General features: G+C 57.7%; 18 protein-coding genes. 13 read left to right on the top strand and 5 right to left on the bottom strand.

Annotation, left to right across the window (positions count from 1 at the left end; translation table 11 throughout):
• Positions 1 to 584 precede the first annotated feature (584 nt).
• Positions 585 to 2288 carry a calcium-binding protein gene (locus ACYHH6_RS30715; protein WP_352586375.1) on the bottom strand — a complete coding sequence of 568 codons (1704 nt, stop codon included), beginning with the start codon at positions 2286 to 2288 and terminating at the stop codon, positions 585 to 587.
• Between the two features lie 793 nt (positions 2289 to 3081).
• On the opposite strand from ACYHH6_RS30715, the gene ACYHH6_RS30710 reads away from it, so the two are divergent.
• The 6 genes from ACYHH6_RS30710 to ACYHH6_RS30685 all read left to right on the top strand — a co-directional run bounded on the left by ACYHH6_RS30710 (position 3082) and on the right by ACYHH6_RS30685 (position 13390).
• Entirely contained in the window at positions 3082 to 4290 is a 1209-nt protein-coding gene (locus ACYHH6_RS30710; RefSeq protein ID WP_352586376.1) for a glycosyltransferase family 4 protein, read from the top strand.
• The gene (locus ACYHH6_RS30705; RefSeq protein WP_352586377.1) at positions 4287 to 5540 is read left to right on the top strand and encodes a polymerase; all 1254 of its coding nucleotides are present in this window, start codon (positions 4287 to 4289) and stop codon (positions 5538 to 5540) included. Before ACYHH6_RS30710 ends, ACYHH6_RS30705 begins: the two co-directional genes overlap by 4 nt.
• Position 5541: 1 nt before the next feature.
• On the top strand, positions 5542 to 7539 hold the full coding sequence (asnB, locus tag ACYHH6_RS30700) for an asparagine synthase (glutamine-hydrolyzing) (RefSeq protein WP_488500503.1): 1998 nt from the start codon (positions 5542 to 5544) through the stop codon (positions 7537 to 7539).
• Between the two features lies 1 nt (position 7540).
• Positions 7541 to 9739, top strand: a complete 2199-nt coding sequence (locus ACYHH6_RS30695; protein ID WP_352586379.1) for a GumC family protein — start codon at positions 7541 to 7543, stop codon at positions 9737 to 9739.
• A gap of 28 nt (positions 9740 to 9767) precedes the next feature.
• Positions 9768 to 11990, top strand: coding sequence for an oligosaccharide flippase family protein (locus ACYHH6_RS30690; protein WP_352586380.1), 2223 nt, complete (start codon positions 9768 to 9770; stop codon positions 11988 to 11990).
• A gap of 290 nt (positions 11991 to 12280) precedes the next feature.
• Positions 12281 to 13390 (top strand): acyltransferase family protein, encoded by a 1110-nt coding sequence (locus tag ACYHH6_RS30685; protein WP_352586381.1) that lies wholly within the window; start codon positions 12281 to 12283, stop codon positions 13388 to 13390.
• 95 nt (positions 13391 to 13485) lie between these two features.
• Here ACYHH6_RS30685 and ACYHH6_RS30680 read toward each other — a convergent pair whose 3' ends face one another.
• On the bottom strand, positions 13486 to 14553 hold the full coding sequence (locus ACYHH6_RS30680) for an NAD-dependent epimerase/dehydratase family protein (RefSeq protein WP_352586408.1): 1068 nt from the start codon (positions 14551 to 14553) through the stop codon (positions 13486 to 13488).
• A gap of 244 nt (positions 14554 to 14797) precedes the next feature.
• Complete coding sequence (locus tag ACYHH6_RS30675) at positions 14798 to 15340, bottom strand: helix-turn-helix transcriptional regulator (RefSeq protein ID WP_352586382.1); 543 nt, start codon at positions 15338 to 15340, stop codon at positions 14798 to 14800.
• 351 nt (positions 15341 to 15691) lie between these two features.
• Here ACYHH6_RS30675 and ACYHH6_RS30670 point away from each other — a divergent pair, with 351 nt between their 5' ends.
• On the top strand, positions 15692 to 17401 hold the full coding sequence (locus tag ACYHH6_RS30670) for a PAS domain S-box protein (protein ID WP_352586383.1): 1710 nt from the start codon (positions 15692 to 15694) through the stop codon (positions 17399 to 17401).
• Here ACYHH6_RS30670 and ACYHH6_RS30665 read toward each other — a convergent pair.
• Positions 17398 to 18072, bottom strand: a complete 675-nt coding sequence (locus ACYHH6_RS30665) for a LuxR C-terminal-related transcriptional regulator (protein ID WP_352586384.1) — start codon at positions 18070 to 18072, stop codon at positions 17398 to 17400. The genes ACYHH6_RS30670 and ACYHH6_RS30665 overlap by 4 nt on opposite strands.
• 687 nt (positions 18073 to 18759) lie before the next feature.
• Between ACYHH6_RS30665 and ACYHH6_RS30660 the strand changes: the two genes are divergently transcribed.
• The 6 genes from ACYHH6_RS30660 to ACYHH6_RS30635 are packed head-to-tail and all read left to right on the top strand — an operon-like array spanning position 18760 to position 24916.
• Positions 18760 to 19482: a nucleotidyltransferase family protein gene (locus ACYHH6_RS30660; protein WP_112559397.1), complete on the top strand. Its 723-nt coding sequence runs from the start codon at positions 18760 to 18762 to the stop codon at positions 19480 to 19482.
• A 49-nt stretch (positions 19483 to 19531) separates the two neighbouring features.
• Positions 19532 to 20668 (top strand): DegT/DnrJ/EryC1/StrS family aminotransferase, encoded by a 1137-nt coding sequence (locus ACYHH6_RS30655; RefSeq protein WP_352586385.1) that lies wholly within the window; start codon positions 19532 to 19534, stop codon positions 20666 to 20668.
• On the top strand, positions 20665 to 21369 hold the full coding sequence (locus ACYHH6_RS30650) for a sugar transferase (protein WP_352586386.1): 705 nt from the start codon (positions 20665 to 20667) through the stop codon (positions 21367 to 21369). The genes ACYHH6_RS30655 and ACYHH6_RS30650 overlap by 4 nt, the downstream gene beginning before the upstream one ends.
• Before the next feature lie 18 nt (positions 21370 to 21387).
• Entirely contained in the window at positions 21388 to 22392 is a 1005-nt protein-coding gene (locus ACYHH6_RS30645; RefSeq protein ID WP_352586387.1) for an SDR family NAD(P)-dependent oxidoreductase, read from the top strand.
• Complete coding sequence (locus ACYHH6_RS30640; RefSeq protein WP_352586388.1) at positions 22389 to 23639, top strand: hypothetical protein; 1251 nt, start codon at positions 22389 to 22391, stop codon at positions 23637 to 23639. The genes ACYHH6_RS30645 and ACYHH6_RS30640 overlap by 4 nt, the downstream gene beginning before the upstream one ends.
• Positions 23640 to 23653: 14 nt before the next feature.
• Positions 23654 to 24916, top strand: coding sequence for a polysaccharide biosynthesis/export family protein (locus tag ACYHH6_RS30635; RefSeq protein ID WP_352586389.1), 1263 nt, complete (start codon positions 23654 to 23656; stop codon positions 24914 to 24916).
• A 37-nt stretch (positions 24917 to 24953) separates the two neighbouring features.
• Here the strand turns inward: ACYHH6_RS30635 and ACYHH6_RS30630 are convergent, their stop codons facing one another.
• Positions 24954 to 26306, bottom strand: a complete 1353-nt coding sequence (locus ACYHH6_RS30630; RefSeq protein WP_352586390.1) for an HlyD family type I secretion periplasmic adaptor subunit — start codon at positions 26304 to 26306, stop codon at positions 24954 to 24956.
• Positions 26307 to 26313 lie beyond the last annotated feature (7 nt).

Here is a 26313-nt window from a genome sequence, read left to right as displayed (position 1 = left end):
CACTCAAACTGGAGCTCCACGTCGAGCAGATCGTTAGCTATAGGCATGGTCACGCCCCAAACTGCAGATACCTTCCATTAATCCCGGAAGATGACGGGCGTATGTGACTTCAGTCTCAGAGGGGAATTGCGGGCGATTGCATCGGGATTCAACTGCCCCGGACGAGGCAGGCCTGATGCGGACATATCGGCCGTGCACGATTGCGAACGGGACTCAGCTGCTTCTGGCGAGCGCGCGCGAAACGGGTGACGCCTCCGGAGCGGGTTCCAAGGGTTGGGAACGCCAGCTCGGCGAGATCCGCCGATTTCGCAAGGTGGGGGCATGGTCAGACAGCAAGGCCCAACGGCGCAGTCGGTGCGCTATAGTCTGTAACAGGTTGTTGCATCTCGAGGATTTCGCCAATGATGGTCGGCTTTGTAGGCATGTCAGCGCCGAGGCCCCTGCCTGCAGTGCCCTCTGCCTACAGAGACAACGTCTCAGGCGCGTGGGTTCCTCGTGAGCCATACGCCCGGCAGGAAGCCGCGCACAGTTGCCCTCGCGCTGCTTCATTCATCACGAAGCCAGCGCGAGGGCAGTTGACGTTCTCAGACCACAACGAATGAACTTGATGTGATCGCGAGATGTGGGGCAAGCGTGGCGAATTGCGTTTGAGCGGCGCCACCGGCTCCGTCACTGTCGAAATAGAGCGCTCCGGTCGTGCTGTTGTAGACAATATGGTCGGTACTGTCGTGTGCTGCCGTCCCGCTATAGAAATCAGCGCTGGCGAGCGTTCCGACCTTGAGCCCTTTGAAGATAGCATCATCAAGGTGGATCTTGTCATTCGACGGGTCGAAGTCGGTGATCCTGTCGACATTTCCGGCGCCAAGCGCAGTGTTGAAGACGAAAACATCCTTGCCGCCAAAACCGGTCAGTGTGTCGGCGCCACCGCCGCCGCTGATGACGTTGTTGCCAGCATTGCCCTGGATGGTCTGGGCGAACTCGTTGCCGGAGAGGTTGATTGCCGTGGTGGCAGACTCCCTCGTGGTGCCAAGGACTTCAATCGACGAGCCGGCCGAGAGCGCATGGCTTACAGAGGTCCATATCCTGTCCTGACCCTGGCCAGCGGTCTCGATCACCTTGTCACCGGCATTGTCTACCCAGTAATCGTCGTTTCCGCCGTGGCCAATCATGGTATCTGCGCCACCGCCCCCGTTCAACGTGTTGTTGCCGGCATTGCCCTCGAGCGTCTGGACGTACTCGTTACCGGTCAGGTTTATTGCCGCTGTCCCGGCCACATTTGTGGTGGTTAGAGACCCCACCGAGGAGCCGGCGGAGAGCGCAAAGCTTACCGATGTGAGAACCTTGTCCGTGCCGCCGCCGTCAACCTCGACAATCCGGTCACCAGCGCTGTCAACATAATATGTGTCGTTGCCGCCATAGCCGGTCATCGTGTGCGCGCCGACTGCCTGAAGAATATCGGCGCCGCTGGTACCGACGACTTTGTCCGTGGTCGGAGTAGGATCGACAGGGGGAGGAGTGGTTGGCGTGGTTGGCGTCGGGGTCGTTGTCCCGGTTTGGCTGTTGTGATCTTGGAAAAAAGCCTGCATTGACGGCGTGTTGCCAAGCGACGTTTCGCCGTTCTGCGAGGACCATTTGTAGGCCATATCGAAGACAGGTGAAGGAACCAGCTTTTCCCAGTGATCCATCATAGTCTGCATCTGCGCAGTGGTCGGCATCACATAGGAGCCGCCTGTATTGGTCGCCCAGCCACCACCGCCAAACGACTGATAGACGGGTACGATCGAGCTCAGCGGGATGCCCGCATTCAGCGCGGCCGTCACGGAACGGTCGATGTAACTAAAGTCGACGACCGTCGATCGCACCGGATAGGGATTTATTCCGTAGAAATCGATGCCGGTGTTGGCCGGATTGTAGGTGTTGGTGTAGTCGGGGGTGTTGAACGAGCCCATATTCATCAGAGTGATGAAAGTCTTGGCCCCCGGGAAATGGGAGTGGATCCAATCCGATTCGGCCTTCAGATTGGCAGCGCTGACCTGAGTATGATATTTGCCCGTGGGATCCGGCTCATCGGTGAGATAAAAAGCTAAGACCTTCGAATTGCCGATAAGAGGGGTCACCTTGTTGATGAAAGAAGCGGTTACCCCGTTGCCTTCATTGAGCCAAATCAAGGCCTTGGAGCCATCCGGCAGGGCGTTGACCGATGAGGCGTACTGGAGATCGACCAGGTTGAAGCCGTTGGCTGCAGCTGCTGCGGCAGGGGCGCCATAGGCGTAGTGCATCGTAGCCATACGAAGGTTCTCTCTTCTGACTGGTAGCGCCCCACCCCCTGCCTAGCCGAGAGTCTACATTAGCGCCAAATCAAATACGGAAATGCGTTGATAGAAACATTGATCTGAGCCTTGAACACCTCGGCAACCTCAAGCCAACGAGGCCCAACACCACGCTTGCCTTGCCTAATCGGCGGCGTTGTCGGTACCAAATCAAAACCGATACTCGCTGACAATCACTGATTACTGGCGTGGTTACTGAGAGCTCAAAACATCGGCGTTAAACCTGCAATTTTTTGGAAGAAACCCCGTTCTTGGGATGCTTTCTTGAGCCGATCATCTCTCAGGAGATGCGTCGAAACCTTCGAATCTTAATGTCCGGCAATTCGTCTTACTGAAGGCAGTCGACAGGCGGCGGAAAAGGAACCGCTTTCTGTGCGACATGTGTCTGCCTGCGAACTTCTGTACTGGTGTTGAGCCAGGTCACGGTGTCTTGCGACCCGGTCGCATCATCGGGGAGATGGCCGGTGGGTAAATGAACCAGGCCAAACCGCCGGCGAGGGAAGGCCACCATAAGCGCGCCTTCAGGCGCCTTGCCGGGAGACGACGCGCATCATTTCGGTCCAAGCCGGAGACCCTGCGCGCACGAGTGGAACTCGCTCATTCAAACGGACGAGGACAGTCGGCAAGCCTGACCGTACCGTGGAGCTTGGCATTACAAGTTCCAGGCAGCGGAACCAAGGACAATGAAAGCAGGACCAAAAGCCGGCCAGTGCGCGCGATCGGAGTTATGCGCACGGTCAGGAGACGGGGAATGAACCCGCATCTCGTGTGTGTGGGGGGCGAAGATCACGCCTTTAGAATTCCGTTCCTGTTGTCGATGCGCGAAAGGGGCTTTCGGGTCACTGCAGTCTCCACCGGCGATGAGGCCGCGTTCTCGCGGCATGGCATTACGCATCGTCGTTATGGCTTCGACCGGTTTTCCAGCGGCAGTAGCGGCGCCATCAAAACGATTCGAAAACTGATTTCGGAGCTCCGTCCGGATATTGTCCAAAGCTTTGACACGAAGCCCAATCTATTAACACCACTGGCGGTGCGCGGGACGGTTCCGGTCGTCCGTACAATCAATGGGCTGGGCTGGACGTTTTCATCTCTGGAGCCAAGGGCTCTGGCCCTTCGTCCAGTCTTTTGCGCACTGCAGTGGCTTTCGTCATTCTGGACGGCTGCGACAGTATTCCAAAATCGGGACGATCACGCTTTCTTTGAGCGCTACCGACTGATCGGACGCGGTAGCGGAAGAGTGATCCGCAGTTCTGGAATCGATGTTGATGCATTCGCTGCCGCAACCCATCTCACATCGTCGCCAGAGAAATTGCGCGAAGAGCTTGGGCTCCAGTCCGCAGAAGTTGTAATTTTTGTCGGCCGGCTCACTCGTCAAAAAGGCATACCGACACTGCTTGAGGCTGTCCCCCGCGTCCTGGCCAAGAGGCCCGATGCGCGTTTTGTGCTGGTCGGCCCATGGGAATCCGAGGGTCCGTTTGCCGTCGCCAAATCGGACATCGATCGGTATTCCCCTCATGTCATCGCCTTGGGTCCACGACAGGACGTTGCCGCCCTCCTTGGCATGGCCGATCTGTTCGCCTTTCCAACGCAATATCGGGAAGGAGTTCCGCGTGTCCTGCTTGAGGCGGGACTGGCGGGATTGCCGATCGTCGCTTCTAATATGCCCGGTTGCAATGAGGTGGTCGAAGACGGCTGGAATGGATATCTGGTCCCAGCCCATGATGCAGATGGTCTTGCGTCAAGAATAATAGAAATCTTGTCCGACCGCGGCAGCGGAAGGACCATGGGTCATCGGTCTATCGAATTCGTCAAGACGCATTTCGCGCTGCCGCTGGTGATCGATCAGTATTGCGACCTCTACAATCAGGTCCTTGGCGCCAGATCCCTTGGCGATGCAGATTTGCGTTCGCAGGCTGGAAAGGATGCCGCGCTCGGCCGACTGGGCGAGGTGCGCCAATGATTCGAGACGTGTTATTGGCCGGCGGCGTCGCGATGGCCTACGCATCTCAACTTGAGATCCCGGGAGCGCCGTTCGGCATCAGCGAACTATTTCTGTCCTCGTGGATCCTCATATCGTTGGGCCGGGTACTTGCGGGGGGCCAACTCGTGGTCACGCCGGCACTTTCCATTCTCAGTGCCTTCTGGGCGATCATGACATTCGCCCTCAGCCTGGGCCTGATCGTCGGCATGCTTACAACCGTTCAGTATCTGGAAGCGCCGATACACGACACGATCGCCTACCTGCTATTGGCCTCCGTCACATGCCTGCTTGCGGCAGATCCGAACGCGGATCGCCATCTGCGCCGCACCTCATGGCTGGTGATCGCAATTGCGAATGGATGTTTTGCTTTCCAGTTGGCACTTGGATTCAATCTGATCCATCAGTCCGGAGTAAACCCGTGGTTCTGGGACCGGTTCACGGGTTGGTCCGACAATCCAAACCAGCTGGCTCTTTATTGCGCACTTTTCGGCCCTCTTGCGCTGCATCTGGCGGTAACAACCCATAGCATGATCGCCAGGGCGTACGCGCTCGCGAGCATTGCTCTCATCGTCTATGTCGGGAGATTGACCAAGAGCGACACCTATCTTTTGACGATCGTTCTGACCGGCTTGATCTTCTTGCTGCTGCGTGTCCGGACCTGGGTCACCACAGGCGGACAAGCCTCGCTCGGCCGCCAGGTCCTGCTCCTGTCATTGGCTGCTCTGCTTCCTCTCTCAATCTCTGCAACACCCTATGTGCTTGCGGAAGCGACCAGTGTCGAAAACTTTGCCAAGAGCCTGACCAAAGGAGAAGGCGGCGAGGCGACAGCCGAGACCGCCAATCTGCGTATCAACATCTGGACCAATGCTTTGGGCAAGGGCTTGGGCTCCGCCTCACTTGGCCTTGGCCCCGGGCCTCATGTCGACAGGAATGTCGTGACCAAGGAGTTTATCGATCTGCCTTTCGAGGCTCACAGCACGTTGATTGATACGTACACTCAAGGGGGCATTCTCGCGGTCCTCGCCCTGCTGTGGATTCTTGGCACCGCGGCAATCCAGGCATGGCGCAAAGGCCTCGACGCTCTGGTGGCGCTCGTGTTGTCGATAGGCATCTTCGGCTTCCCACACCTGGTCATTCGCCACCCGATCGTTTGGTTTTCAATCACTCTTTGCCTGGTTGCCGGAACAGCCAAACCGGCTGCGGCAACTGCACGAGCGGCGGGCCGATAGCATGTGCGGGATTGCCGGGATCCTACTTGCCCCTGACTCAGCCAGTACAAGGCCGCTGCGGGCAATATCGCAAATGACGGCTGCCCTTCGTCACCGCGGCCCTGATGGCGAAGGCTTCTGGAGCGATGGTGAAGCCGGCATTGCATTCGGCCACAACCGGTTGGCCATTGTCGATTTGTCGGAGGCAGGATTTCAGCCGATGCGTTCGGCAAGTGGCCGGTATGTCATCACTTTCAACGGTGAAATATACAATTTCCGCGATCTGCGCCGGGAACTCGAGAGCGCCGGCCATCAGTTCCGCGGAGCATGCGATACAGAGGTTATACTCTGCGCGATCGAAAATTGGGGGCTTGATGCCTCACTCAAGCGTTTTGCCGGCATGTTCGCGTTTGGACTGTGGGATCTGAAGACAAGGACCCTTCACCTGGCTCGCGACCGAATGGGCAAAAAGCCAATTTATGTCGCCCCGACACGCCATGCACTTGTTTTTGGCTCCGAGTTGAAAGCCATCAGGTGTTTCCCGGGTTTCAATCCGGAACTCAATCTCAATGCGGCCAGGTCGATGCTGTCGCGAGGATGGGTGCCGGATCACAATTGCATCTGGCGAGGGGTATTCAAGCTACCCCCAGGCTCGGTCCTGTCCTTGACGGCCGAAGACTTCGCCAAGGCGCGTCGCACCGGCTCCGTTCGGCATCGTGTGCGAGCTTGGTGGTCACTGGCCGAAGTGGCCACCAAAGGCCGACAGGACCCTATGGTCGGCAGCGACGAAGAACTGACGAGTGAACTCGATGCGCTACTACGACTTGCCGTCAGGGAGCGCATGAACGCCGATGTGCCGCTGGGCGCGTTTCTGTCCGGCGGTGTTGACAGCTCAACCGTTGTAGCCCTGATGCAGGCTCAATCGCAAAAGTCTGTACGCACATTCACCATAGCGTTCGGCGAGCGCGGATTTGATGAGGCTCCTCATGCCGCCGCGGTTGCGCGGCATCTGGGCACAGACCATACTGAACTCCACCTTTCGCCGGCCTCGGCGCGTGACATCATTCCAGAACTGCCTCAGACTTGGGATGAGCCGTTCGCCGATAAATCGCAAATACCGACGCTGCTGGTGGCGCGGCTCGCTCGCCAGCACGTTACGGTCGCGTTGACGGGCGACGGTGGCGACGAGTGTTTTGCCGGCTACGCCCGCCACCTTATGGCGGCGCGGGCCAATCGACAGCATGGTATGCCCTCGCCGCTGCGGGAGACCCTTGCGGCGGCCATTGCGCTGATGGCTCGCGCAACCCGTCACAATATTTTCAGCAAGCTGCCGCTTTCAGGGCTTACTCGGCACGCGTTGCGCAGCGATCGTCTGGATCGGCTGGCTCGGCTGTTTTCTGCCGCCGATCAAGAGGAGTTGTATCAACGACTGACAGGCTCATCGACAGTTAATCTAACGCTCCCCGGGCCACGCACATCAATTCGCCGCGCGCCTCAGTTGGATGACCTGCTGTCCCGTCTTTTGTACAACGACATGGCTGGCTATCTGCCTGGCGACATCCTGGTAAAACTGGACCGCGCCAGCATGGCCAACAGCCTTGAGGGCCGATGCCCTCTTCTTGATCACCGAGTTGTCGAATTCGCCTGGCGGATGCCGGCGAATGCAATGGTTCGCCATGGACAAGGCAAGTGGCTCCTTCGCCAGTTGCTGCGCCGGTACGTTCCTCAGCGACTGATAAACCGGCCAAAGCAGGGTTTCGACGTTCCTATGGCGCTCTGGCTGAGAGGGCCTTTGCGTGCCTGGGCGAGTGATCTTCTGGCTGACATGCGCCACTCCGGACATGAGCTTTTCGACGTGGCAAAAGTTCAGACGTGCTGGCGCGATCACCTCGATGGAAAACGGGATCATTCTCGTGATTTGTGGGCGACGTTGATGTTCCTTGCATGGCGCCACGACGCCGATCGGCCATCAGTGGCATCAGCAGCCCTGCCGGGCGCGCTTGAGTTGACGGGAGTTTGAGATGGAAGGTTCAATTGTCAGTCGCATTCAGCTTCCGCGCACCACAGAGATGCGGGTAGCTGTGCACGAGACCAATCCACGCATGCGGCGGCGGTTGCGTGAACCGATGGACACGCAGACCCCTTTCGGCCAACTGATCATCACCATCGCGAGGCGGAAATGGTTCCTGCTTGCCATGGTCGTTTTTGGCGGCGCACTTGCAGGGCTTGTTGGCTTTTCGCGCCCGGCTGTGTTCGAAGCGACCACACAGGTGATCGTCGATAGTTCGATGAGGACTGCGCCTGACGGCACAGGTGGTCAGGACATGTTGGACACAAGCATCGACAACCATTTGACCATGCTCCTGTCGCAAGGGCACCTGCGTCGCGTTGTTGCGGCATTGCGCAAGACCGAAGCTGATCAACAGGCTGACGTCGGTGGTTCTGTCGCGCAGGGATCGGCTCCTGAGGCGCCAACGGAAAAGCGTTCGTTTGCAGCCGATTTGTTGGATCGAATCTTGCTGCATGGCAGTGACGATGCCGCAGAACTGAAGACGTTGCGACGTGGACTGCGAGTTGGCCAGGAACTGCGATCGCGTGTTATCACCGTCGGGTTCAGCGATAAGGATCCTGTGCGGGCAGCCCTGGTGGCCAACACATTCGCCCGGGTTTATGTCGATGATCTCGCACGCAACAGCCAAACCGCCGACAGGGCGGAGCTCGCGTCCATCGTTGCCGCTCTGCCGACGGTCCAAAGTGATCTGGCGGAAGCGACCGATCGTCTGGAGGAATATCGGCTGAGCCATGGCACTGTCGATCAGGGTGCAGCCGACAACGCTGCCAGGGAAACAGCTGATCTCAACCAACAGCTTGCCTTGTCGAAGGCCGATCTCACCACGACAGAGTCCCGTCTTCAAAAAATCCAGGACCTGCAAAAGTCGGGCGCCTCACCGGCCGCGCTTGCGGACGTCATTGGATCGCCGGCGCTCGCCGACCTTCTGGCCCATCCGGCAGACAATACGGCAGGAAACGATCCCGCGGGGGCGATTAACCGTGAGATCGAACAGGGCATCGCACGTATCGCTGCGGAGGCGAGTACGTACCGTGCCCAGATCGCGGCGCTAGAGACGCGCAAGAATGTCCTCGAAGCCGTAGTAACCGACACTGCGGGCCGACTTTCAGGGATGCGCGCACTTGAACCAAAGGTTACTATCCTGACGCAGCGATACAATGAGCTCCTGACCAGACAACAGGATCTGAGCCGGCGCATTGCAAGCCCCTCGTCGGGAGTTTCGATAATTTCGACGGCATGGCCGCCGAGGAACCCCAAGAGCCTTTCGCCGGTCTACCTTATTCCACCCGGCATGGTCGTATTTGGTCTCATTGGCGGTATCCTTGTCCTTCTCGGCAATCGTCTCGATCAGACTTTGCGCGGTGAGGCGGAGACTGAAACAGCCCTCGGCTTCCCATGCCTGGGATTGCTCCCGAAGGTCTCAAGACCAAGTGCCAGGCGCCTGCAACAGCTGGTTCTTGGGCAGCAGCAATCCATATACAGTCGGGCTGCAATGTCCCTGCTGGTCAATGCAACGCCGCTTCAGGCAAGGGGGCGCCCGTCGCAGGTCGTGCTTGTTACGTCCAGTGACCAAAGCGATGGGAAGACCGAGCTCGCATGGAGCCTGGCTCTCGCGGCAACGCGCCTGGGCGGCCGTGTGCTTTTCATCGACTTTGATCGCCACGACGCGCGGCTTACGAGCGATTTCGTGAGCGAGTTTAGTATTTTGAAACCGCACAGATCCTTTGGAGACTATGCGAAGGGGCGCTGTGATCTGGAGGGTGTAATTTCGAGCATGCCTGAGATCGGCGTCGATTTCATGGCTGCGCCGGCGCTCTCGGATGACCTCCTGAAGTTGCTGTTCACAATGGACGCGCCGCGACAATTTATGGACAGGCTGGGCTCAGTCTACAGTTTCGTCGTCCTGAACGGACCGCCGGGGCTCGGAGGCCCGGAATCCCGTCTGCTGGCGGGTTGGGCGGATTCCGTTCTGTTTGCGGTACGCTGGGCAAAGACACCGCGCAACGTTGCACGCGGTGTCCTGGAATTGCTTCAGCCCGAGGAGCCCGGATCTGTTCCAGTCGGAACCGTGCTCACGCAGGTCAACCTCAAACAGCATGCAGCGTATCATTTTGGAGACGGCGGCGATCTGCTGCTCGTGGGGGCATGACAAAGGACTCAAGCACCGGTTGCGGCAAATGATCATCGAACTCTTCGGACCGCCTGGATCCGGCAAGGCAGCCTTTGCTGATGCGCTTGCAGGACGGTTGCGTGGACAAGGCTACCGTACGAGGGTTGTCCACAGTCGTCAGCGCAGAAAGAGGGGGGGCAGTGTCGACCTTGGAGTATTCCTATTTCTTTTTAGAGTCGGGGCGGCAATATTTTCGGCCTTTAGTGTACTGATATCACCGAGAGGCTTAGTAAAGTATCTTTCGCTGTCACTTGCCATGATAAGAATTATTCCGCCAAAGAAATTCATATGGCGGGCTAGGGTGTGGCAACATATTTTGAAACTTTCTCATACCTGGGATGAGGCGAAGCAATCCGAAGAAATAATAATATTCGAGCAGGGATATGTTCAGGCAGTTGCATCGCTGGCGATTTTCAACGGCGCGGCTGATAATATTGCAATCGCACGGACGCTAAAACTCACGCCGGTGGCGGATTTTACGCTCAGAGTTGTTCTGCCACGTCCCATCGTGGAGACACGCTTGCGGGAGCGGATGAAGCACGATGCTCCTGCTGAGCGAATTCTCGATGCGGATCTCGACACAAGCATGCGAGCGTTTGGTGTATTTCAAAACATAAATGATATTCTGCTCGGAAACGAAAGGAATATTCTTCCTGTTGAGACGCTCAATGATCGGTCGTCGTTGGCGAGCATTCAGCGCATCGCACGGAAGATAATCTCAAAGATTCAGCACGATGGGGTCAGATATTTGCCACGCGGCGAAGCAGGCCATCCAATGCTTGAAGGTGGCGTAGGATGCTATATTGAGGAGTGTGGAGGTACGATAACCGCACAAAATGTTGCAACTTCTCTTGCAGCTGCAGATACCATTTTGCCGAAGAAGGAAGATCTGACCCGTAGCCTCGGCTATGCCGCCATCTTTGCTCTTATGATCTATGTCGCAGGCGCAGGGCTGACCAGCTTGGCGCAGTTGCTGATTGCGCGCATCGTCGGCTCCACAAGTTATGGCATCTATTCCTATGTCCTGTCCTGGACTTCGGTTCTTGCCTATCTAGCAACGCTCGGCTTCAACGTATCCTTGCTGCGCTTCGTATCCGCCTATCGGGCCCAAGGTCGACTTGACCTGGCGCACGGTGTAATCCGGTTTGCTGTGCAACGATCGCTGGCGGTGGCGACTCTATTCGGTCTGACTGGCGCCACTTTCATCTTTTTGTTTTCTGGTCCTTCCAACAAGGAACTTGAGATCAGCCAGCTTCTCGGCATGGCAGCCGTGCCTTTGGTCACCGCCTCCGCATTGGGGGCTGCACTTGTTCGTGCATTCGGGGGCGGCGTCTCAGCCCTTTTGCCCGAACGCATTGTGCGCGACGGGTTGTTGTTGACGTTGCTTGGAGTTGCCGCCCTGTCCGGCGCGTGGACCTTGAATGCCCCATTGGTGATGCAAGCAGTGCTGACAAGTTCGGGCGTAACGGTCGGACTGGTGTTCATAATGGCCACAAGGTTCCAGCCTCCCGGTTTGCGGCACGCTGAACCTGCCGACGCATCGAAAGACTGGTGGGCGGTGGTTCCGCCTATTATGCTCATGGCCGGGCTCGATGTCTTTATCAACAGGGCTGGGGTCATGGTGCTGGGCTGGACTGGGCATATCCGTGACGCGGGCATTTTCGCCCTGGGCCTCAACGTGGCGTTGCTTGTCAGCCTTGCCCTGGTGGCCGTCTCCACAATGTTTTCGCCCACTGCAGCTACCCTCTATGCTCAAAACGATCGCAAAGCCCTGCAGGCGCTGTTTTCGCGAGCGACCTTGCTTGCCGCAGCCGGCGCCATAGCGATGGCGCTCCCGCTGCTTGTGATCGTGCGACCTCTTTTGAGCTGGTTTGGTGAGGATTTCGGCACAGGGGCGCCCATCGCGCGCGTGCTGATGCTCGGATATGTCTTCGTCGCGCTCTGCGGACCCCAGTTGAACCTCTTGACCATGACCGGAAATGAATGGGCCGCGGCCATAACCATGATAGTCGGCGCTGCGATTGGCGTCATAGGCTGTGCAGTGGGTATTGAAATCTACGGTCCACTGGGCGCGGCCGTGGGGCTCGCGCTTGCCCTGGTGGTCTGGAATGTGGCGATGGCGATTTATATCCGCAAGCGGCTGAGGATCATTCCCGGGTTGATCTTTGCATTGATGTCACTCAAGGCGCGCCCGGTCGAAAGTCACCAACGGTATTGGTTCTTGCGTTGACCTGACGGCCGGGAGCCGCGTCCGGACAGGCGTTTCCGGTCGCTCGAATTCAGAGCGATGCAGACGGCATGCGAATTATCCATCGGCGACGTCCCTTCTGGACATTTGTGAATCCTTTCTGGGGTTCAGTTTATGGAAGGGCGTCCTCATGCAAACGCACGATGATGTGCCTCGATGCGGCAATCACTATTCAATGCTCGCTTGGCGGGTTCTCTATGGCGCTGTGGGCATGACACAGGATCAGGCCGCTGATCATCCGGCAAAGGGATGACGCGACCGGGGAGGTAGTAATGCAACAGGCGAGCAACAACTCATCGCGCCTGGCATCGCTCGACCTGCTGCGATTGGTTGCGGCCCTGGCGGTTGTGGCCTTTCACTATCTTTTTCGCGGGCCAATAACCGGCGATGTCGACGTTGGATATGCAGCCGCTGCACCGTTTGCCATCTACGGCTATCTCGGCGTCAGTGTGTTTTTCCTGATCAGTGGCTTCGTCATAACTTGGTCGGCCGAAGGTCGAACCTGGCAGGAATTCGCAGTCGCGCGCTTTGTCCGGCTTTATCCTGGATTCCTCGTCTGCATGACCGTGACGTTCGTCGTTCTCTCAATCGCCGACGACCCCCGTTTTCCGACTAATGTTTCGACCTATGCCGCCAATCTTACCATGTTCGCCCGCGCATTCCACAGGCCATCCATGGACGGCGTCTACTGGTCGATCATGCTCGAGATCGTGTTCTACAGCTGGATCGCACTGCTCATGCTTGCGGGTGCGTTTCAGCGCTGGAAACTAGCCATCGTTGCCATCTGGCTCGCAGTTTCGGCAGGAAATGAGCTTTTCCTCGGGAGCATGGCAATACGAGTTCTCTTTATCACCGACTATGCGCCTTTCTTTGCCTTCGGTATTCTGACCCAACAAATCGTTGCAAAAGGTCGTTCGCCGGCGGCGCTCATCCTTCTTGCAGTGGCATTCCTGGTGTCTTGCCAGACTATCAGGTTTGACCATGGCTGGATGCTGGAGCATCACGGTGTAGCCATTTCCTATCCTGCTCTCTTTGCAGCCAAAGCTGTAGTTTTTGGGATTTTCGTAGGAGCAATACTTATTCGTTCTATGGTAACACCTTCAAAGACTGTCCTGATGCTCGGCGGATTGACTTATCCGCTTTATCTTTTGCACCAATATATCGGTTACATCTCGCTCAACGCCCTAACCCCGCTGGTCGGCAAGAACGCCGCGTTCTTTCTCGTAGTGGCGACTGCCCTCCTTGCCTCGTTCGTGATCTGGCGTTTCATCGAGAGCCCGATACGCAAGCCGCTTATCCGCGCATTGCTGTCTGGGATGGATCGCATCTCCCCGATTGGATCGGCGAGCGCTCGAACCAATAGCCGCGTCGCGCCGACATAGAAGAAGCTCTGCCCGAAGCAGCCGGTAACAGGTCACGTCTTGAATGGGGGATCGGACGGGATGAGCTGGGCGGGGTGGGACCCGCGGTCAATGGTTTACACAGGCATGAGGTTTTGTTGTTCTGACGAGGCCACAGTATCGCCTCCATGAAAGTGTCGATACCATTCGACAAAACGCTGAACACCGTCCTCGAGGGCCGTAGAGGGAGCGAAGTTTACGGCGCTGCGAAGATCGCCAACATCGGCGCGAGTCTCCAGGACGTCGCCGGGAGGCAAGGGCACATCTGTGCGAAGAGCCCGACGACCAAGGGCAGTCTCGATGATTGCAATCAGCCGGTTGATCTCCTCGGGCCGATCATTGCCGATATTGTACACACGATATGGCGCCGAGCTCGTAGCCGGATCCGCTGCGAAACCATCCCAATTCGGTTCGGCACGCGGCGGGGTGGCCAGCACTCGAACCACTCCCTCGACGATGTCGTCTATGTAGGTGAAATCTCGCCACACACGACCGGCGTTGGCCACTGCGATCGTTTTCCCTTGGGCGATTGCATGAGTGAACGCGTAGACCGCCATGTCGGGCCTTCCCCACGGCCCATAGACGGTGAAGAACCGCAATCCTGTCGTGGGCAAGCCGAACAGATGACTGTACGAATGCGCCATGGCTTCATTTGCACGCTTGGTCGCGGCATAGAAGCTGAGGGGGTGGTTGGCGCCGTGGTGTTCGGAAAACGGTATGGTTTGATTGGCGCCGTAGACGGAACTCGACGAGGCGTAGACCAGGTGTTTGACGCCGGCGTGCCGGCAGCCCTCCAGGACATTGAGAAACGCCACGATGTTGGACTGTACATAGGCATGCGGATCGACCAGCGAATGACGCACGCCCGCCTGGGCAGCCAGGTGAACAAAATGCGATGGTCGAAAGTCGTAGAACAGCGACTGCACAGGCAACCGATCCGCCAAATCCAGACGCATCGGAGTAAACCCCGGCTCGGCGCACAGGCGCGCAAATCGCGCTTCCTTCAATCTTGGATCGTAATAGGGTGTGAAATTGTCCACCCCTACAACTTCCGCACCGGAGCGCAAAAGCCGCCAAGCGACATGAAACCCGATGAAGCCCGCTGCGCCGGTGACGACGATCGGACCTTTCCGCGACAGTTGCAGGATTGCGCGGTCCGATGGGGCTGGTCCAGATTTTGCTTCCGCCGGACCGGACCTGTCGCGTTGACCATTGCCCACCCTGTGGCCCTCGGAATTCTGTCCGACCATGTCGAAAATTTCCCCCCTCAAGATTGAGCTCGTCGAGCTGGCCGACCGTGGCGCCGTGGCAGGCTGGGAGCTGCGCAAGGGCAGCTCCACAGCGGCCAGAATTCCGAGTGACGCCGCCTCGCGATCGAGACGGCAACCCTCACGGCAATACGGAAATACGCCCCAGAAGAGCCACCAGTTCCCCCTGGCGTTTTGTGTCGGTCTTGGCGAAGAGCGACGCCAGTTGAGACCTGATCGTGGTCCGGCTAAGCCGCCAACTGCGGGCGATTTCCAAGGGCGCATCCCCCTGGGCCAAGCGCATGGCGAGCTGGGTCTCCGCACTCGTCAGGCCGAACATCTTTTGCAATGTCTGAGGATTGGCCGACGATCTGTTCTCGCGGTCCAACAATGCCACGATGCTCGTTCCATCAGGAGCAACGACCCCCCCTTCATTGAGTACCACCGGCCGGTCGCCGGCGCTGCGGATCACCACCCATGAGAGCGAGCCTGGCAGAAAGTTGGCCGGAACATTCGCAACCAGGCGCCTTAGTGCGGCCGAAAGCTCGGCGGCTGTACCAGCCGCTTCATCCTGGCGTTCGAACGTGTCCTGGGCGGCGGCGTTCCATTCAACCACCTTCTTTTCGCGATTCAGGACGAGATACCCACAGCCGATGCGGTCAAGCATGCCGGTGACGGATTCCATGCCGCGGCGCTTCGAGTCGCCGACATCGGCCAGCCTATCTGGAGTGCGCCCCGTCGTACGCGTTACGCAACCATATTTATTCCCCAAGACAACATACCGCCCGCCCGCAACGGTGTCGTTGCGCCTATCAATCAGAGACATTGTTCCTACCCCAAGCCCAGTGTTTCTACCCGACGGAAACTCTTCGATATCTCCTGCGTTTTTCCTTTGTCGAACGGATAGTAATCTGGTGTTTGGGTGTGGCAATCCGGCAGTGGTACTAGTTAGGCGGTTGCCTCCTAGCCTCGACGGACTAGACCGAAAGATGTAGACTGGTGCATGGGATCGCATTTGCGTAGGTTGGGTTTCGGCTTGCTGGGTACACCTTTAGCTCACGTGGCTTCAATATTGGTGCTTGTTGCCACAATTATATTCGAAATAAATGGCATAATTCATACCGGTCTCGGGCCAAGTTTTATTGAAACTATTCCGGCTATAATTGTCATCGTGTATCTTGAAGGTCGTCGAGCCGCGATCGCTGCGACGCTGGCGATCGCCGGCGCCGGCCTGTGGGCCCAGAACATCCTTGGCGGTCGGATCTCCAATGAGGACTGGCTTCGGGCAATCTACCTTCTGGTGTCGGGTGGCGTGATAGCATTTGTCTTCCACCGGCTCCGACAAGACCTGCGAAAGGCGGTGGAGGTCGCCGAGTCCAGGCTCGCTGCTGTAGAGGCGACCGAAGGCCGCTTTCGGTGGGCATTCGAACGTGCGGCCATGGGCTTTGCCAACGCCAATGAGAACGGTGAGCTACTGCAATCCAACAGACGGCTGTGTGAGCTGACGGGTTATACTGAAGCGGAGCTCGCCCAATTGCGGCTTGTGAGCCTTGTTCATCCCGACGACCGGGATTCGATGTTGATATTGATTGAAGGTCAGGGCAAGGCCACGACCCCTTCCGGTGCTGAGGTCCGTTTGTTGAGGAAGGACGATACGACATTCTGGGCTCGAGTAGTCCTGTCTTCATCCCGGCCCGACGGCGTCCTTTCGGGGGGTATGTTCGTGGTTGTCGACGATATCTCGGACCGACGAACGGCGCGCGAGGCGATCCGGGCGCAGAAGGAGCGGCTTTCTCTCGCGCTTTCTGCTGGCCGCTTGGGCACTTGGCAAATCGACCTCACCGATGGGACTGTCACAGGTTCCGACAAATTCTGGGACACTCTAGGCCTGCCTCCAGCCGCCAGCCGGCCCTTGCAAGATCTTGCTGCTGTCGTGCACCCGGCGGACTGGCCAAAGCTTGCAGCCACGACAGAACCTGCCTCCACTACTAATCACGATATCGAGATACGCGTCCGGCGAGCGGACGGTAACATCCGCTGGATAGCTTTGCGTGGGCGCGAGGAAAGACATGATGACCATCTGCTGCGCATCGGGGTAGCAGCTGACCTGACAGAGCGCCGGCAGACTACGCTGCTGCGCGCAGCGGTAAAGAAGCGGGAACGCGTAATGCTCGAACAACGCCATCGGTTCAGCAATCTTTTCCCGGTGATCACCGCGCTGGTAAAAATGGTCGATTTTCCCGACAACAATGTCGCCAAATACAAGGAGGACCTGATCGATCGAATTCGAGCCCTTGAAGCGACTCACACGCTGCTTTCACGCCGCACCAGCGCTTCGGTGCTGCTCGACGACCTGGTTGTCCGGGAGCTGCAACTCTACATGGGAACACGCGATATCGTGGTCGACGGCCCTGACATCATATTGTTAAGCGGTGCGGCAGAGAGCTTTGCAATGGTGGTTCACGAGCTGACGACGAACGCCGTAAAGCACGGCGCACTTGGCGAGCCAGGAGGCCGGCTTGAGGTTACCTGGTCCTTTGCTCCAGAAGGTGAGGGAAACGATATTGTGTTCCACTGGGTGGAATCGGGCCGACGCAAGAAGGCCAAGATGATCGGCCATGGCTTTGGTTCAATGATAATCGGGATCGATGGCGCACCCCTTATCGGCCACTCCTCCAAACTGGAGATATTGGACCACGGGTTGCGGTACTCGCTGCGCCTGTCACAGCATGAAATCGAATCCTAGCTCGCGTTTTTCGAAAGCCAATTCTGCAGCACAAGGGCTGCTTCGGTCCGGTTTCGCACTCCAAGCTCACGCATTATGGCAGCAGCATGGATTTTTGTGGTCGCTTCGGCGATGTCAAGATGGCGAGCGATCTCCTTGTTTGAATAGCCTTCGGCCATCAGCTTGAGGACATCCCTCTGCCTCAAGGTCAGCTTGCTAAGACTGCCGGTCCCGGTCCGCGGTTGAGTTGAGGCTCTCTCGGGCGGGGGCGCGTGTAGCCCTTGGCCTGCAGAAGTCCGCGACAAGAGCGCCGGAACGTAGATGCGGCCTGACAAAATTTCGCTCACAGCCAAAACGACTTCTTCGTCTTTTTGCGACTTTACGATGTAGCCGTGAAGGCCGATCGACAGAGCCGTCAATATCTCCGAACGTGAATCATTGCCCGAAACGATTGCGAAGCGCGTATCCGGGTATGTCGACAGAACGTCGGCGAGCACCTGCTGGTTGAACAGCCCCGGCATATTCAGATCCAGGATCGCAAGATGTATGGGAGCCTGATCCGCCAAGAGGCTGACCACGGCATCGAAGCATGCAGCCTCAAATATCTCTATACTCGGAATGCCGGCGCTTAGCGCCAGTCGCAAGCCGCGACGATACAGACCGTGATCGTCGGCAATGACGATTCGATACATTGCATTACCCCAACCCGTACTCGAGCCCAATGAACAAGGACAATTGGGCCCTTGAAACATCCCTTACGATTGGGAGATCGATCGGTGAAAGGCATTCAGAAGCGTGGCCAACCACTCGTCGAACCAACCCAAGCAATGTTAGCAGAACCCGCGTATCGCTAACTATCACTTTTGCTAATGTAATACTAAATAGCGGAAAACTCTCCTGTTTTTTTTAGATGTCGTTTAACCATGTTGAATTAGCCCTACCTGGCGTTGTGGAACGCCCGATTCTAAATCTCGCTAATTCAGCCCCAACTAAGGAAATTTCGCTGGGATTTTCAGCGTCTTGCTGGAGTTCGGCAGACCGTTCCAGCAGTCGCAAAATCCTTGGTTTTGGGGCCTGGGAAGTCACGGACGTTTGAATATCTTGGCAGACATTGATGGCTCGCCCGCCGTTCGGGGCAGGCCTCAAGCCTGACCGACCAACCTACCTTCAGCACGGCTATTGAACACCAGAAGTGTTGGATCGCTACCATTCGATTGCACGACGACATCCAGCCAACGGTCACTTACCGTTCCTCCTATGATGCTCGGATTGACGCGCGGGGGGTCGGCAAGAATTTCAACCGATCTTCACGTTTGAAAAGACCCAAACGCGCCTTCCCGGACACCACCATCGACTTGGCAATAAATCAGGAGGATCGGATGAAAGCGGTTATTCAATGCGGTGGGATGGGAACGCGCCTTCGCCCCTTCACATCGGTCCTGCCGAAGCCCCTCATGCCGATTGGTGCTCGCCCCGTACTTGAGCTGCTTTTGAAGTGGCTGCGGCGCAATGGCATTGAAGACGTCTATATCACAACCGGATATCTCGGCCATCTTATCCGCAGCGTATGCGGCGATGGTTCGCAATGGAACCTGAAGATACGATACACTCAAGAAATGGAGCCGCTCGGCACCATCGGGCCACTTTCGCTGATCAGGGATGAACTGACTGAACCCTTTATTGTGCTCAACGGCGATGTTCTGACCGATCTCAGCCTCAGCCGATTCATTGCGGCACATCGCAAGCACAAGGATCCGGTAACGATCGCTACCGCCAACCGCCTGATCAAGATGGACTTTGGCGTCATCGACGAAGTCGACAATGCAGTCCAGATGTTTCGCGAGAAGCCAACGCTTTCTCATCTCGTGAGCATGGGGATCTACTGCATGAACCCCGATGTTCTGAAATTCATTCCGTCGGGTATTGCATTCGGATTCGACGATTTGATGCTGCAGATGATGCAGCAAGGCACGGTCGTCCATACCTACAAACACGAGGGCCTGTGGCTCGATATTGGTCGCGTGGACGACTTCCAAAACGCCCAAGCCATTTCCTGGGAAGAGCAATCGGCTTCGATCGAGGTTGCCGCGGCAGCGGCCTGACAAATCACGTCACGAGTTCAAATCACAGATAATAGTCTAGGAGGACATTATGCTCTTGGTCAGTGCCCCAATTTTGGGTGTCCCGGAGAAGGCAGCTCTATCAAAAGTCATCGATAGTGGCTGGCTGACCATGGGAGAGCAGGTGCGAGCCTTTGAACAGGCCTTTGCCAGCATGCATGGCGCAGAGGACTGTGTGGCAGTCAGTTCCTGCACAGCAGCACTTCATCTCATTTTGCACGGACTTGGTATCGGCCCTGGTGACGAGGTTCTGGTTCCCTCGCTCACTTTCGTGGCAACCGCGAATTCGGTGCTCTATGTCGGCGCCACTCCGGTCTTCGTCGATATCGAATCGGCCGACGTGCCGTTGATGTCGCTTGCGGAAGCGGAAGCCCGCTGCACACCGCGCACCAAGGCAATAATTCTCGTTCACTTTGCAGGGTACCTCGCCAATCGGGAACAATGGCAGAGGTTTGCCCGGGCCCGCGGATTGCACATCATCGAAGACGCCGCGCATGCTCCTGGCTTGAAGGAGGTAGGGACGTTTGGCGTCGCTGCCGCCTTCAGCTTCTATGGCAACAAGAACATGACAACCGCCGAAGGCGGGGTTGTCATTGCCAAAGATCCCGAACTGCGCGAACGGATTCGCCAGGCCCGCGGGCACGGGATGACCACCGGAACACACCAGCGGCTGAACAGCCGAACGCCGCAATACGACGTGACCATGCTCGGCTTCAATTACCGCATGGACGAGATGCGGGCAGCAATTGGACTCGTGCAGCTGCAAAACCTGCAGGAATGGAATGAGATCAGGCGCATCCTGGTCGTACTTTATCGGCGGCTCATTGCAAAACATTGCCCGGCGGTGACAGTTCCGTTCAGCGAACCGCGCAAGTCCGCATACCACATCATGCCGATCCTTCTGCCGCGCTACGCCAACAGGCAAGACGTCATCGACGAATTGCGCACGCAAGGGATCCAGACCACCATTCACTATCCGCCCGTGCACCAGATGACGCTCTACCGCGAGCTCTTCCCGGGGACCCACTTGCCGCGCACAGACGACTTTGCTCAACGTGAGCTGACAATTCCACTTCACCCCCAAATTACATCGCCCGTCGTCGAAGCGGTTGTGGAAGCTCTGGCAGCGGCGGTGAACAGCGGCACTCAGGCAGGAACAGCCGCATGAATGCAACGGACCGATCCCTTCATCGACGTTTCGTGCCAAGCTCAGCCCATGGGCTTGCGAGACGCTCGATCGACATAGCGGTAGCCAGTGCTGCTGTCATCCTATTCGCACCACTGATGCTGCTGATTGCGATTGCTCTTCTAGTCGAAGGCGGCCGTCCAGTTTTTTTTGCGCAGACACGCATCGGCGCAGGAGGTCGGCCCTTTCGCATGTACAAGTTTCGCAAGTTCGATGTGCGATGCGATCCTCACGGTCTCGCGCTGACTGTCGCCGGAGACACTCGCATGACGAGAATAGGCCGGATTCTCGCCGCGACAAAGTTCGACGAGTTGCCGCAACTGTGGAATGTCCTCAGAGGCGAGATGGCAATTGTTGGGCCGCGACCGGAAAGCCTCGCCTTCGTGGATTGCTTCCATAGCGGCTCGGAGGCCGTTCTGGGATACAAGCCCGGCTTGCTCGGTCCATCACAGGTTCTTTTCCGGAACGAGGCCAGTTTTTACCCTCAGTCGATGGATCCGCTGCTGTACTACCGGGAGGTGTTGTTTCCCGCCAAGGCCATGATCGACCTGTCCTATTACCCCCGACGCACGCTCGCATCCGACATTGTCTGGATGGCACGCGGTTTTCTGGCAATTCTTGGCCGGGTCCCGCCGCCGCCGAATGGGCGCTCTGATGACCTGCAAGATCAGCGTGTGACATAGGAAAGAGGACAATCAGTCATGGGCTATAAGGGCAAAAAAGTTCTCATCACCGGCGCCGATGGATTTATCGGGTCGCATCTCACCGAAGCACTGGTTCGCGACGGAGCCGATGTCACGGCGCTGGCTCTTTACAATTCATTCGACAGCCACGGCTGGCTCGACGATTTGCCGGACAACATTCGAAGCCAGCTGAAGCTTGTCCGGGGCGACGTGCGCGACAGCGCATTCCTTAACAGGATCGTGCGTGGCCAAGCCGTCGTGTTCCATTTGGCTGCACTGATCGCGATTCCCTACTCATACGCGGCTCCGCAATCCTATGTGGAGACCAACATCCTGGGTACGGTGAATGTTCTGGAAGCTGCGCGCCAATGGGAGACGGAGCGCGTGGTTCACACCTCGACAAGCGAAGTTTATGGCACAGCGTTAACCATGCCTATCAAGGAATCGCACCCGCTGCAGGGGCAGTCACCGTATTCGGCTTCCAAGATTGGCGCCGATATGATGGCGGAAGCCTACGCCAGGTCGTTTGACGTTCCCGTCGTGACGATGCGGCCATTCAACACCTATGGTCCACGGCAGAGCGAACGAGCTATCGTGCCGACCATCATCCGGCAGGCGCTCGACAACAAATGTTCAGCGATCATGGTCGGCGACACAAGCCCGATCCGTGACCTCACTTTTGTGGAAGACACCGCGGCCGCATTCCTGACTGCCGGTGTGGCTGATCTCGAATTCGGCCATGCGTACAATGCCGGAAGCCAACGCGCCGCGACGGTTGCAGATGTTCTGAAGCTGGTGCTTGAGTTGAGCGGCTCAAAAAAGCCCGTCCATCGAGACGAAGGCCGCCTGCGGCCGCAGAATTCCGAGGTCCGTGCACTGCTCGCCGATTCTTCGCAGTTCGAAAGCCAAACCGGGTGGCGAGCGCGGACCAGTCTGCGCGACGGCCTGGAGCGAACCATCGAATGGTGGCGCGCCCGCCTTAGCGAAGGCCGGGTGCGCCGCGAGATGAGCTACATGACATGACCTTTCGTGACCGGCATCCTTTGGTGTTGTTCTTGTTTGCCGCTGTCGCATTCTTTGATCTGCATGTCGCCGGAGGTCAGGGGCGCAGCACCTCGACGTTGTTCGTTGCGACGCCAGCGATGGACTTGCCCGACTACCTGCGCCCAGCCATCGATCCGATAGTTGGCGCAAGCTTCACCCGCATCACCAAGCCAGGGCAGCTTGGCAACGGCGTCGCCTGTGGACATGATTATTGCAGCCACCGTTATTCAAGCGCCCAGGCCTGGAATTCGGATCAGAGCCTCCTTGTGATTACCAACGGCTGTAACGGCATGTGCTTCTTTGACGGGCACACCTATGCTCCCATCTTCATGCGCAATCGATCGGCTGAATGTGAATGGCACCCTCGAGACGCGGCGCTGATGATCTGCGTTCAGGGCCAGAAAATATCGACCTGGGCACCGCGGACCAATCGCGAGGACGTGCTGTTTGCTTCAAAAGATTATCACGATCTGCACTTCGGACCGGGCAAAGGCAACCCAAGCCGTGACGGCAACCGTATCGCAGTGCGTGCGGTTCGCAAGGACGGCGCCGAAGTTGTCTTTGCATACGATCTCAAGCTGCGGCAAAAGTTCGTCGATATCACGCTTGGGCAACTTCCTGGCGTCAATGACAACTGTTCGATTTCGCCGCTCGGCAACAACATCATTTGCATTCAGGAAGTGGCAGACGGCACCACCGAACAGGCCTTTATTTTCTCTGTCGACGGCACCCCGGGCCAGAGGTGGACACAACATCATCGGCCCGGCCATGGCGATATGACTGTCGATGACGATGGAAGCGAAATCTACGTCGGCATCAGCAAATCCGATCCAGACAAGTTTCAGGTGATCAAGCGCCGGCTGTCTGACGGCAAGGTGACTTCCCTTATGAAGTATGGCGAGGCAATGCATGCTTCGCTGCGCGCCTTGGACAAGCCAGGCTGGGTGTTCCTGAGCTATGGCGGCTATCCTGATGAGGTCTCGAGCCGTCCTGAAATGGCCCCCTATGCACGAGAGGTGATCGCGCTGCGCCTCAATGGCAGCGGAGAGGTTCGGCGCATAGCGCAAACGCGAAATATTGATTTTGACTACCGAAGCGAGACCCACGCCTCGCCGTCCCCTGACGGTTCGCAGGTGATCTGGGCCAGCAACTGGGGCGTGCCCGGCGGGCCGGTCTATGACTTCGTCACCCGAGTCGATTGGCCGGAAGAGCCGACATCCAACTAGTGGAGATTGTGACCATGGCGTTCATGAGTAGAACCATTCTTGTAGCGCTCGGTATGCTGGGCGCCATCGATATGGCTGGCGCTGCGGACGTGCGAAGTGCCTACAAACTTTCTCCCGGCGACATCGTCGAGATCGGAATTTCGTCCATTCCTGAACGGACCCAGCGTGCCGCAATCCAGATGGACGGTACGATCGCGCTTCCCGAAGTCGGGATGGTGGCCGTCGGCGGCCTGACGCCGGCGGAATTGCAGGCTCGCATGGAAACCATCCTGCCTACCAAGATATTTCACCAGCGCCTGCCCGATGGGCGAGAGCAGATGATCGTCATCAAGCCAGGCGATGTGACGGCGATAGTCGCGGAATATCGTCCGATCTATGTGACTGGTGACGTGCTCACTCCGGGCCAGCAGGCCTATCGACCGCTCATGACCGTGAGACAGGCCGTGGCGGTGTCAGGTGGCGTCAGCCTTTTGCGATCGCGGGCAAACCAGGCTGGTCCCGACCCGGTGGACCTGCAGCGCGACTACGAGTCGCTTTGGGGGGAATACACACGAGATTACTTCCATAGTGCTCGCGTTCGAGCCGAACTGCAGGATCAGGTGACTTTCGACATGCAGCCGCCTCAAGGCTCACCCTTGTCTGCAGCTTTCAGTTCGGCAATTGCCAAGGCCGAGGCGGAAGGGCTGAAGATTTCCCTCGACAACTTCCAGCAGGAACAAAGCTACGTAGATCAGGGTGCCAAGGATGCGGCGGCACAGATCGAGGTTCTGACAAAGCGTGAGCAGGTCGAGAGCGACGGGGTCAAGGCGGATGAAGAGGATCTGGCGCGGGTGACGAAATTGTTCCAGGCGGGCAATCTGACCAGTAACAGGCTCGCCGACGTCCGGCGCTCCGTCCTTCTGTCCTCCAACGGGGTACTCCAAACATCGGTAGAACTCATGAGGGCGCGGCGCCAACAGGAGGACTATCGCAGACAGCGCGAGCGCAATGACAATGTGCGCAGGATCGGCTTGCTGACCGAGCTCAAAGATACCGACGTGCGACTTGCCGATACCACCGCCAGGCTTCGCGCCGCCAGCCAGAAGTTGCAGCCCACTGGTGCATCCGCCATGCCGCTGCCAGTTGCTGGCGAAACAATTCGGGCTCAGATCACGATCGTGCGTAAGGTTGGCGAAGAATGGCGCAAACAACCTGCCGAAGAAGACACCGAGGTGACACCGGGAGATACGATCGAGGTGCGGTTCAGCAGCGGTCTCGAAAATGTGGCAGTCCAATAGACCCTCACCCGGCCGACAGCCAGGTTTAGGGAATGCCCTACTGTTTGAAAGCTCTGGAGAACTGGTCCGTAAGGGGCTTCAACAGATACGACCAGACATTGCGCTCATCGGTGCTTATGTGGACCTCGGCCGGCATGCCTGGTTTGAGTATTTTCTCTCCCGTCAGGCAGGTCGCTTCATTGTCCACGTTGATGCGCGCCGAGAAGTACGAAAGCTGACGTTGCTGATCCTTGATCAGGTCGGCAGAGATGCGCTTGACGGAGCCTTCGCAAACGGGGGTCGTTCCGACGTCAAAAGAAGGAAAGCGGATTGAAACCCGCTGTCCTGGGTGAACATCATCCATGCGGGTTGGAGGAATGAGAGCATCCACGACGAGATTGTCAGTATCGGGCACAACCATCATGAGCACTTCCCCAGCGCCAATAACGCCTCCGACCGTGTGTATCGAGGATTCCTGTATGGTCCCCGTCTGAGGGGACCGGATATCGGTCCTGGCGAGTTCGTCGTCCGCCACTATCTTGCGCTCTTCGAGCTCGGTGCGCTTCGCCTCCGTTTCGCGGAGTTCACTTGTCACGTCGCTGCGCATCTGCTCGTCGAGTTGAAGCACCTGCAGGTCAGTTTCACTGATGTGAGCCTGCACCTCGGCGATTGCTGCGACAAGTCGTCCGGACTCGCCGCGGGTTCGGCTTTCTTCCAGACTGACATTGCTCAGTCGCTCTTTGGACACCAGCTTCTTGGCGTAAAGCGATTGGACGTCGGCAAGGCTGTGAGCCAACAGATCCAGAGAGTTCTCCGTCGCAGCCTGCTGAGCCTTGAGGCCGTCGATCTGGTGCCCCAGTTGCAGTGAACGGCTTTTCAACTGCGCTTTCTGGCCGGCCAATGCCGTAGCACGGCTTTCGAACACAGCCCGCTCGCCATTGACAAGTGCCGCCACCTGCGGGTTGCCCATTCGCACCCGAAGGCTGGGTGGAACCTGCATTTCCGGCAAACCCTGTCGCTCGGCTTCCAACCGCGCCAGGCGGATGGTGGCGCGGTCAAGATCTTCACTGACGATCTGCAGGTTTGACCGTGTCAACGTGTCGTCGAGCCTGACCAACACGTCGCCGGCACGCACATGGTCCCCATCCTGGGCGAAGATGCCGCCGATGGTGCCGCCGGTTCGATGCTGGACTTTCTTTATATTGGTTTCGACGACCACCGTGGCCGGCGCAATGACGGCACCGGCAATCTTGGTCAACCCCAGCCAAAGTCCTCCGCCGACAATCAAAAGGAGCGTGGTCGCCAAGCCCAGAAACAGGTTGGCTCGAATGCCATCCGGCTGTTCGGTTAGATCCGTCCCGATCCATTGGCTTGCGCCGGCAGCATATGTGGAAATGGTCGCGTCAGACACGGGGCAA

The organism is Mesorhizobium sp. P171375, assembly GCF_057786075.1.
The sequence above is the reverse complement of the archived record's forward strand: the minus strand, read 5'-3'. Positions and strand labels throughout refer to the sequence as shown.

What these genes read in the sequence shown, in the direction of transcription:
- ACYHH6_RS30715 (WP_352586375.1), bottom strand. Translation starts at nt 2,288, where the DNA reads ATGGCTACGATGCACTACGCCTATGGCGCCCCTGCCGCAGCAGCTGCA.
- ACYHH6_RS30645 (WP_352586387.1), top strand. Translation starts at nt 21,388, where the DNA reads ATGGGCTATAAGGGCAAAAAAGTTCTCATCACCGGCGCCGATGGATTT.
- ACYHH6_RS30665 (WP_352586384.1), bottom strand. Translation starts at nt 18,072, where the DNA reads ATGTATCGAATCGTCATTGCCGACGATCACGGTCTGTATCGTCGCGGC.
- ACYHH6_RS30660 (WP_112559397.1), top strand. Translation starts at nt 18,760, where the DNA reads ATGAAAGCGGTTATTCAATGCGGTGGGATGGGAACGCGCCTTCGCCCC.
- ACYHH6_RS30710 (WP_352586376.1), top strand. Translation starts at nt 3,082, where the DNA reads ATGAACCCGCATCTCGTGTGTGTGGGGGGCGAAGATCACGCCTTTAGA.
- asnB (WP_488500503.1), top strand. Translation starts at nt 5,542, where the DNA reads ATGTGCGGGATTGCCGGGATCCTACTTGCCCCTGACTCAGCCAGTACA.
- ACYHH6_RS30655 (WP_352586385.1), top strand. Translation starts at nt 19,532, where the DNA reads ATGCTCTTGGTCAGTGCCCCAATTTTGGGTGTCCCGGAGAAGGCAGCT.
- ACYHH6_RS30640 (WP_352586388.1), top strand. Translation starts at nt 22,389, where the DNA reads ATGACCTTTCGTGACCGGCATCCTTTGGTGTTGTTCTTGTTTGCCGCT.
- ACYHH6_RS30690 (WP_352586380.1), top strand. Translation starts at nt 9,768, where the DNA reads ATGATCATCGAACTCTTCGGACCGCCTGGATCCGGCAAGGCAGCCTTT.
- ACYHH6_RS30705 (WP_352586377.1), top strand. Translation starts at nt 4,287, where the DNA reads ATGATTCGAGACGTGTTATTGGCCGGCGGCGTCGCGATGGCCTACGCA.
- ACYHH6_RS30695 (WP_352586379.1), top strand. Translation starts at nt 7,541, where the DNA reads ATGGAAGGTTCAATTGTCAGTCGCATTCAGCTTCCGCGCACCACAGAG.
- ACYHH6_RS30650 (WP_352586386.1), top strand. Translation starts at nt 20,665, where the DNA reads ATGAATGCAACGGACCGATCCCTTCATCGACGTTTCGTGCCAAGCTCA.
- ACYHH6_RS30675 (WP_352586382.1), bottom strand. Translation starts at nt 15,340, where the DNA reads ATGGAATCCGTCACCGGCATGCTTGACCGCATCGGCTGTGGGTATCTC.
- ACYHH6_RS30685 (WP_352586381.1), top strand. Translation starts at nt 12,281, where the DNA reads ATGCAACAGGCGAGCAACAACTCATCGCGCCTGGCATCGCTCGACCTG.
- ACYHH6_RS30635 (WP_352586389.1), top strand. Translation starts at nt 23,654, where the DNA reads ATGGCGTTCATGAGTAGAACCATTCTTGTAGCGCTCGGTATGCTGGGC.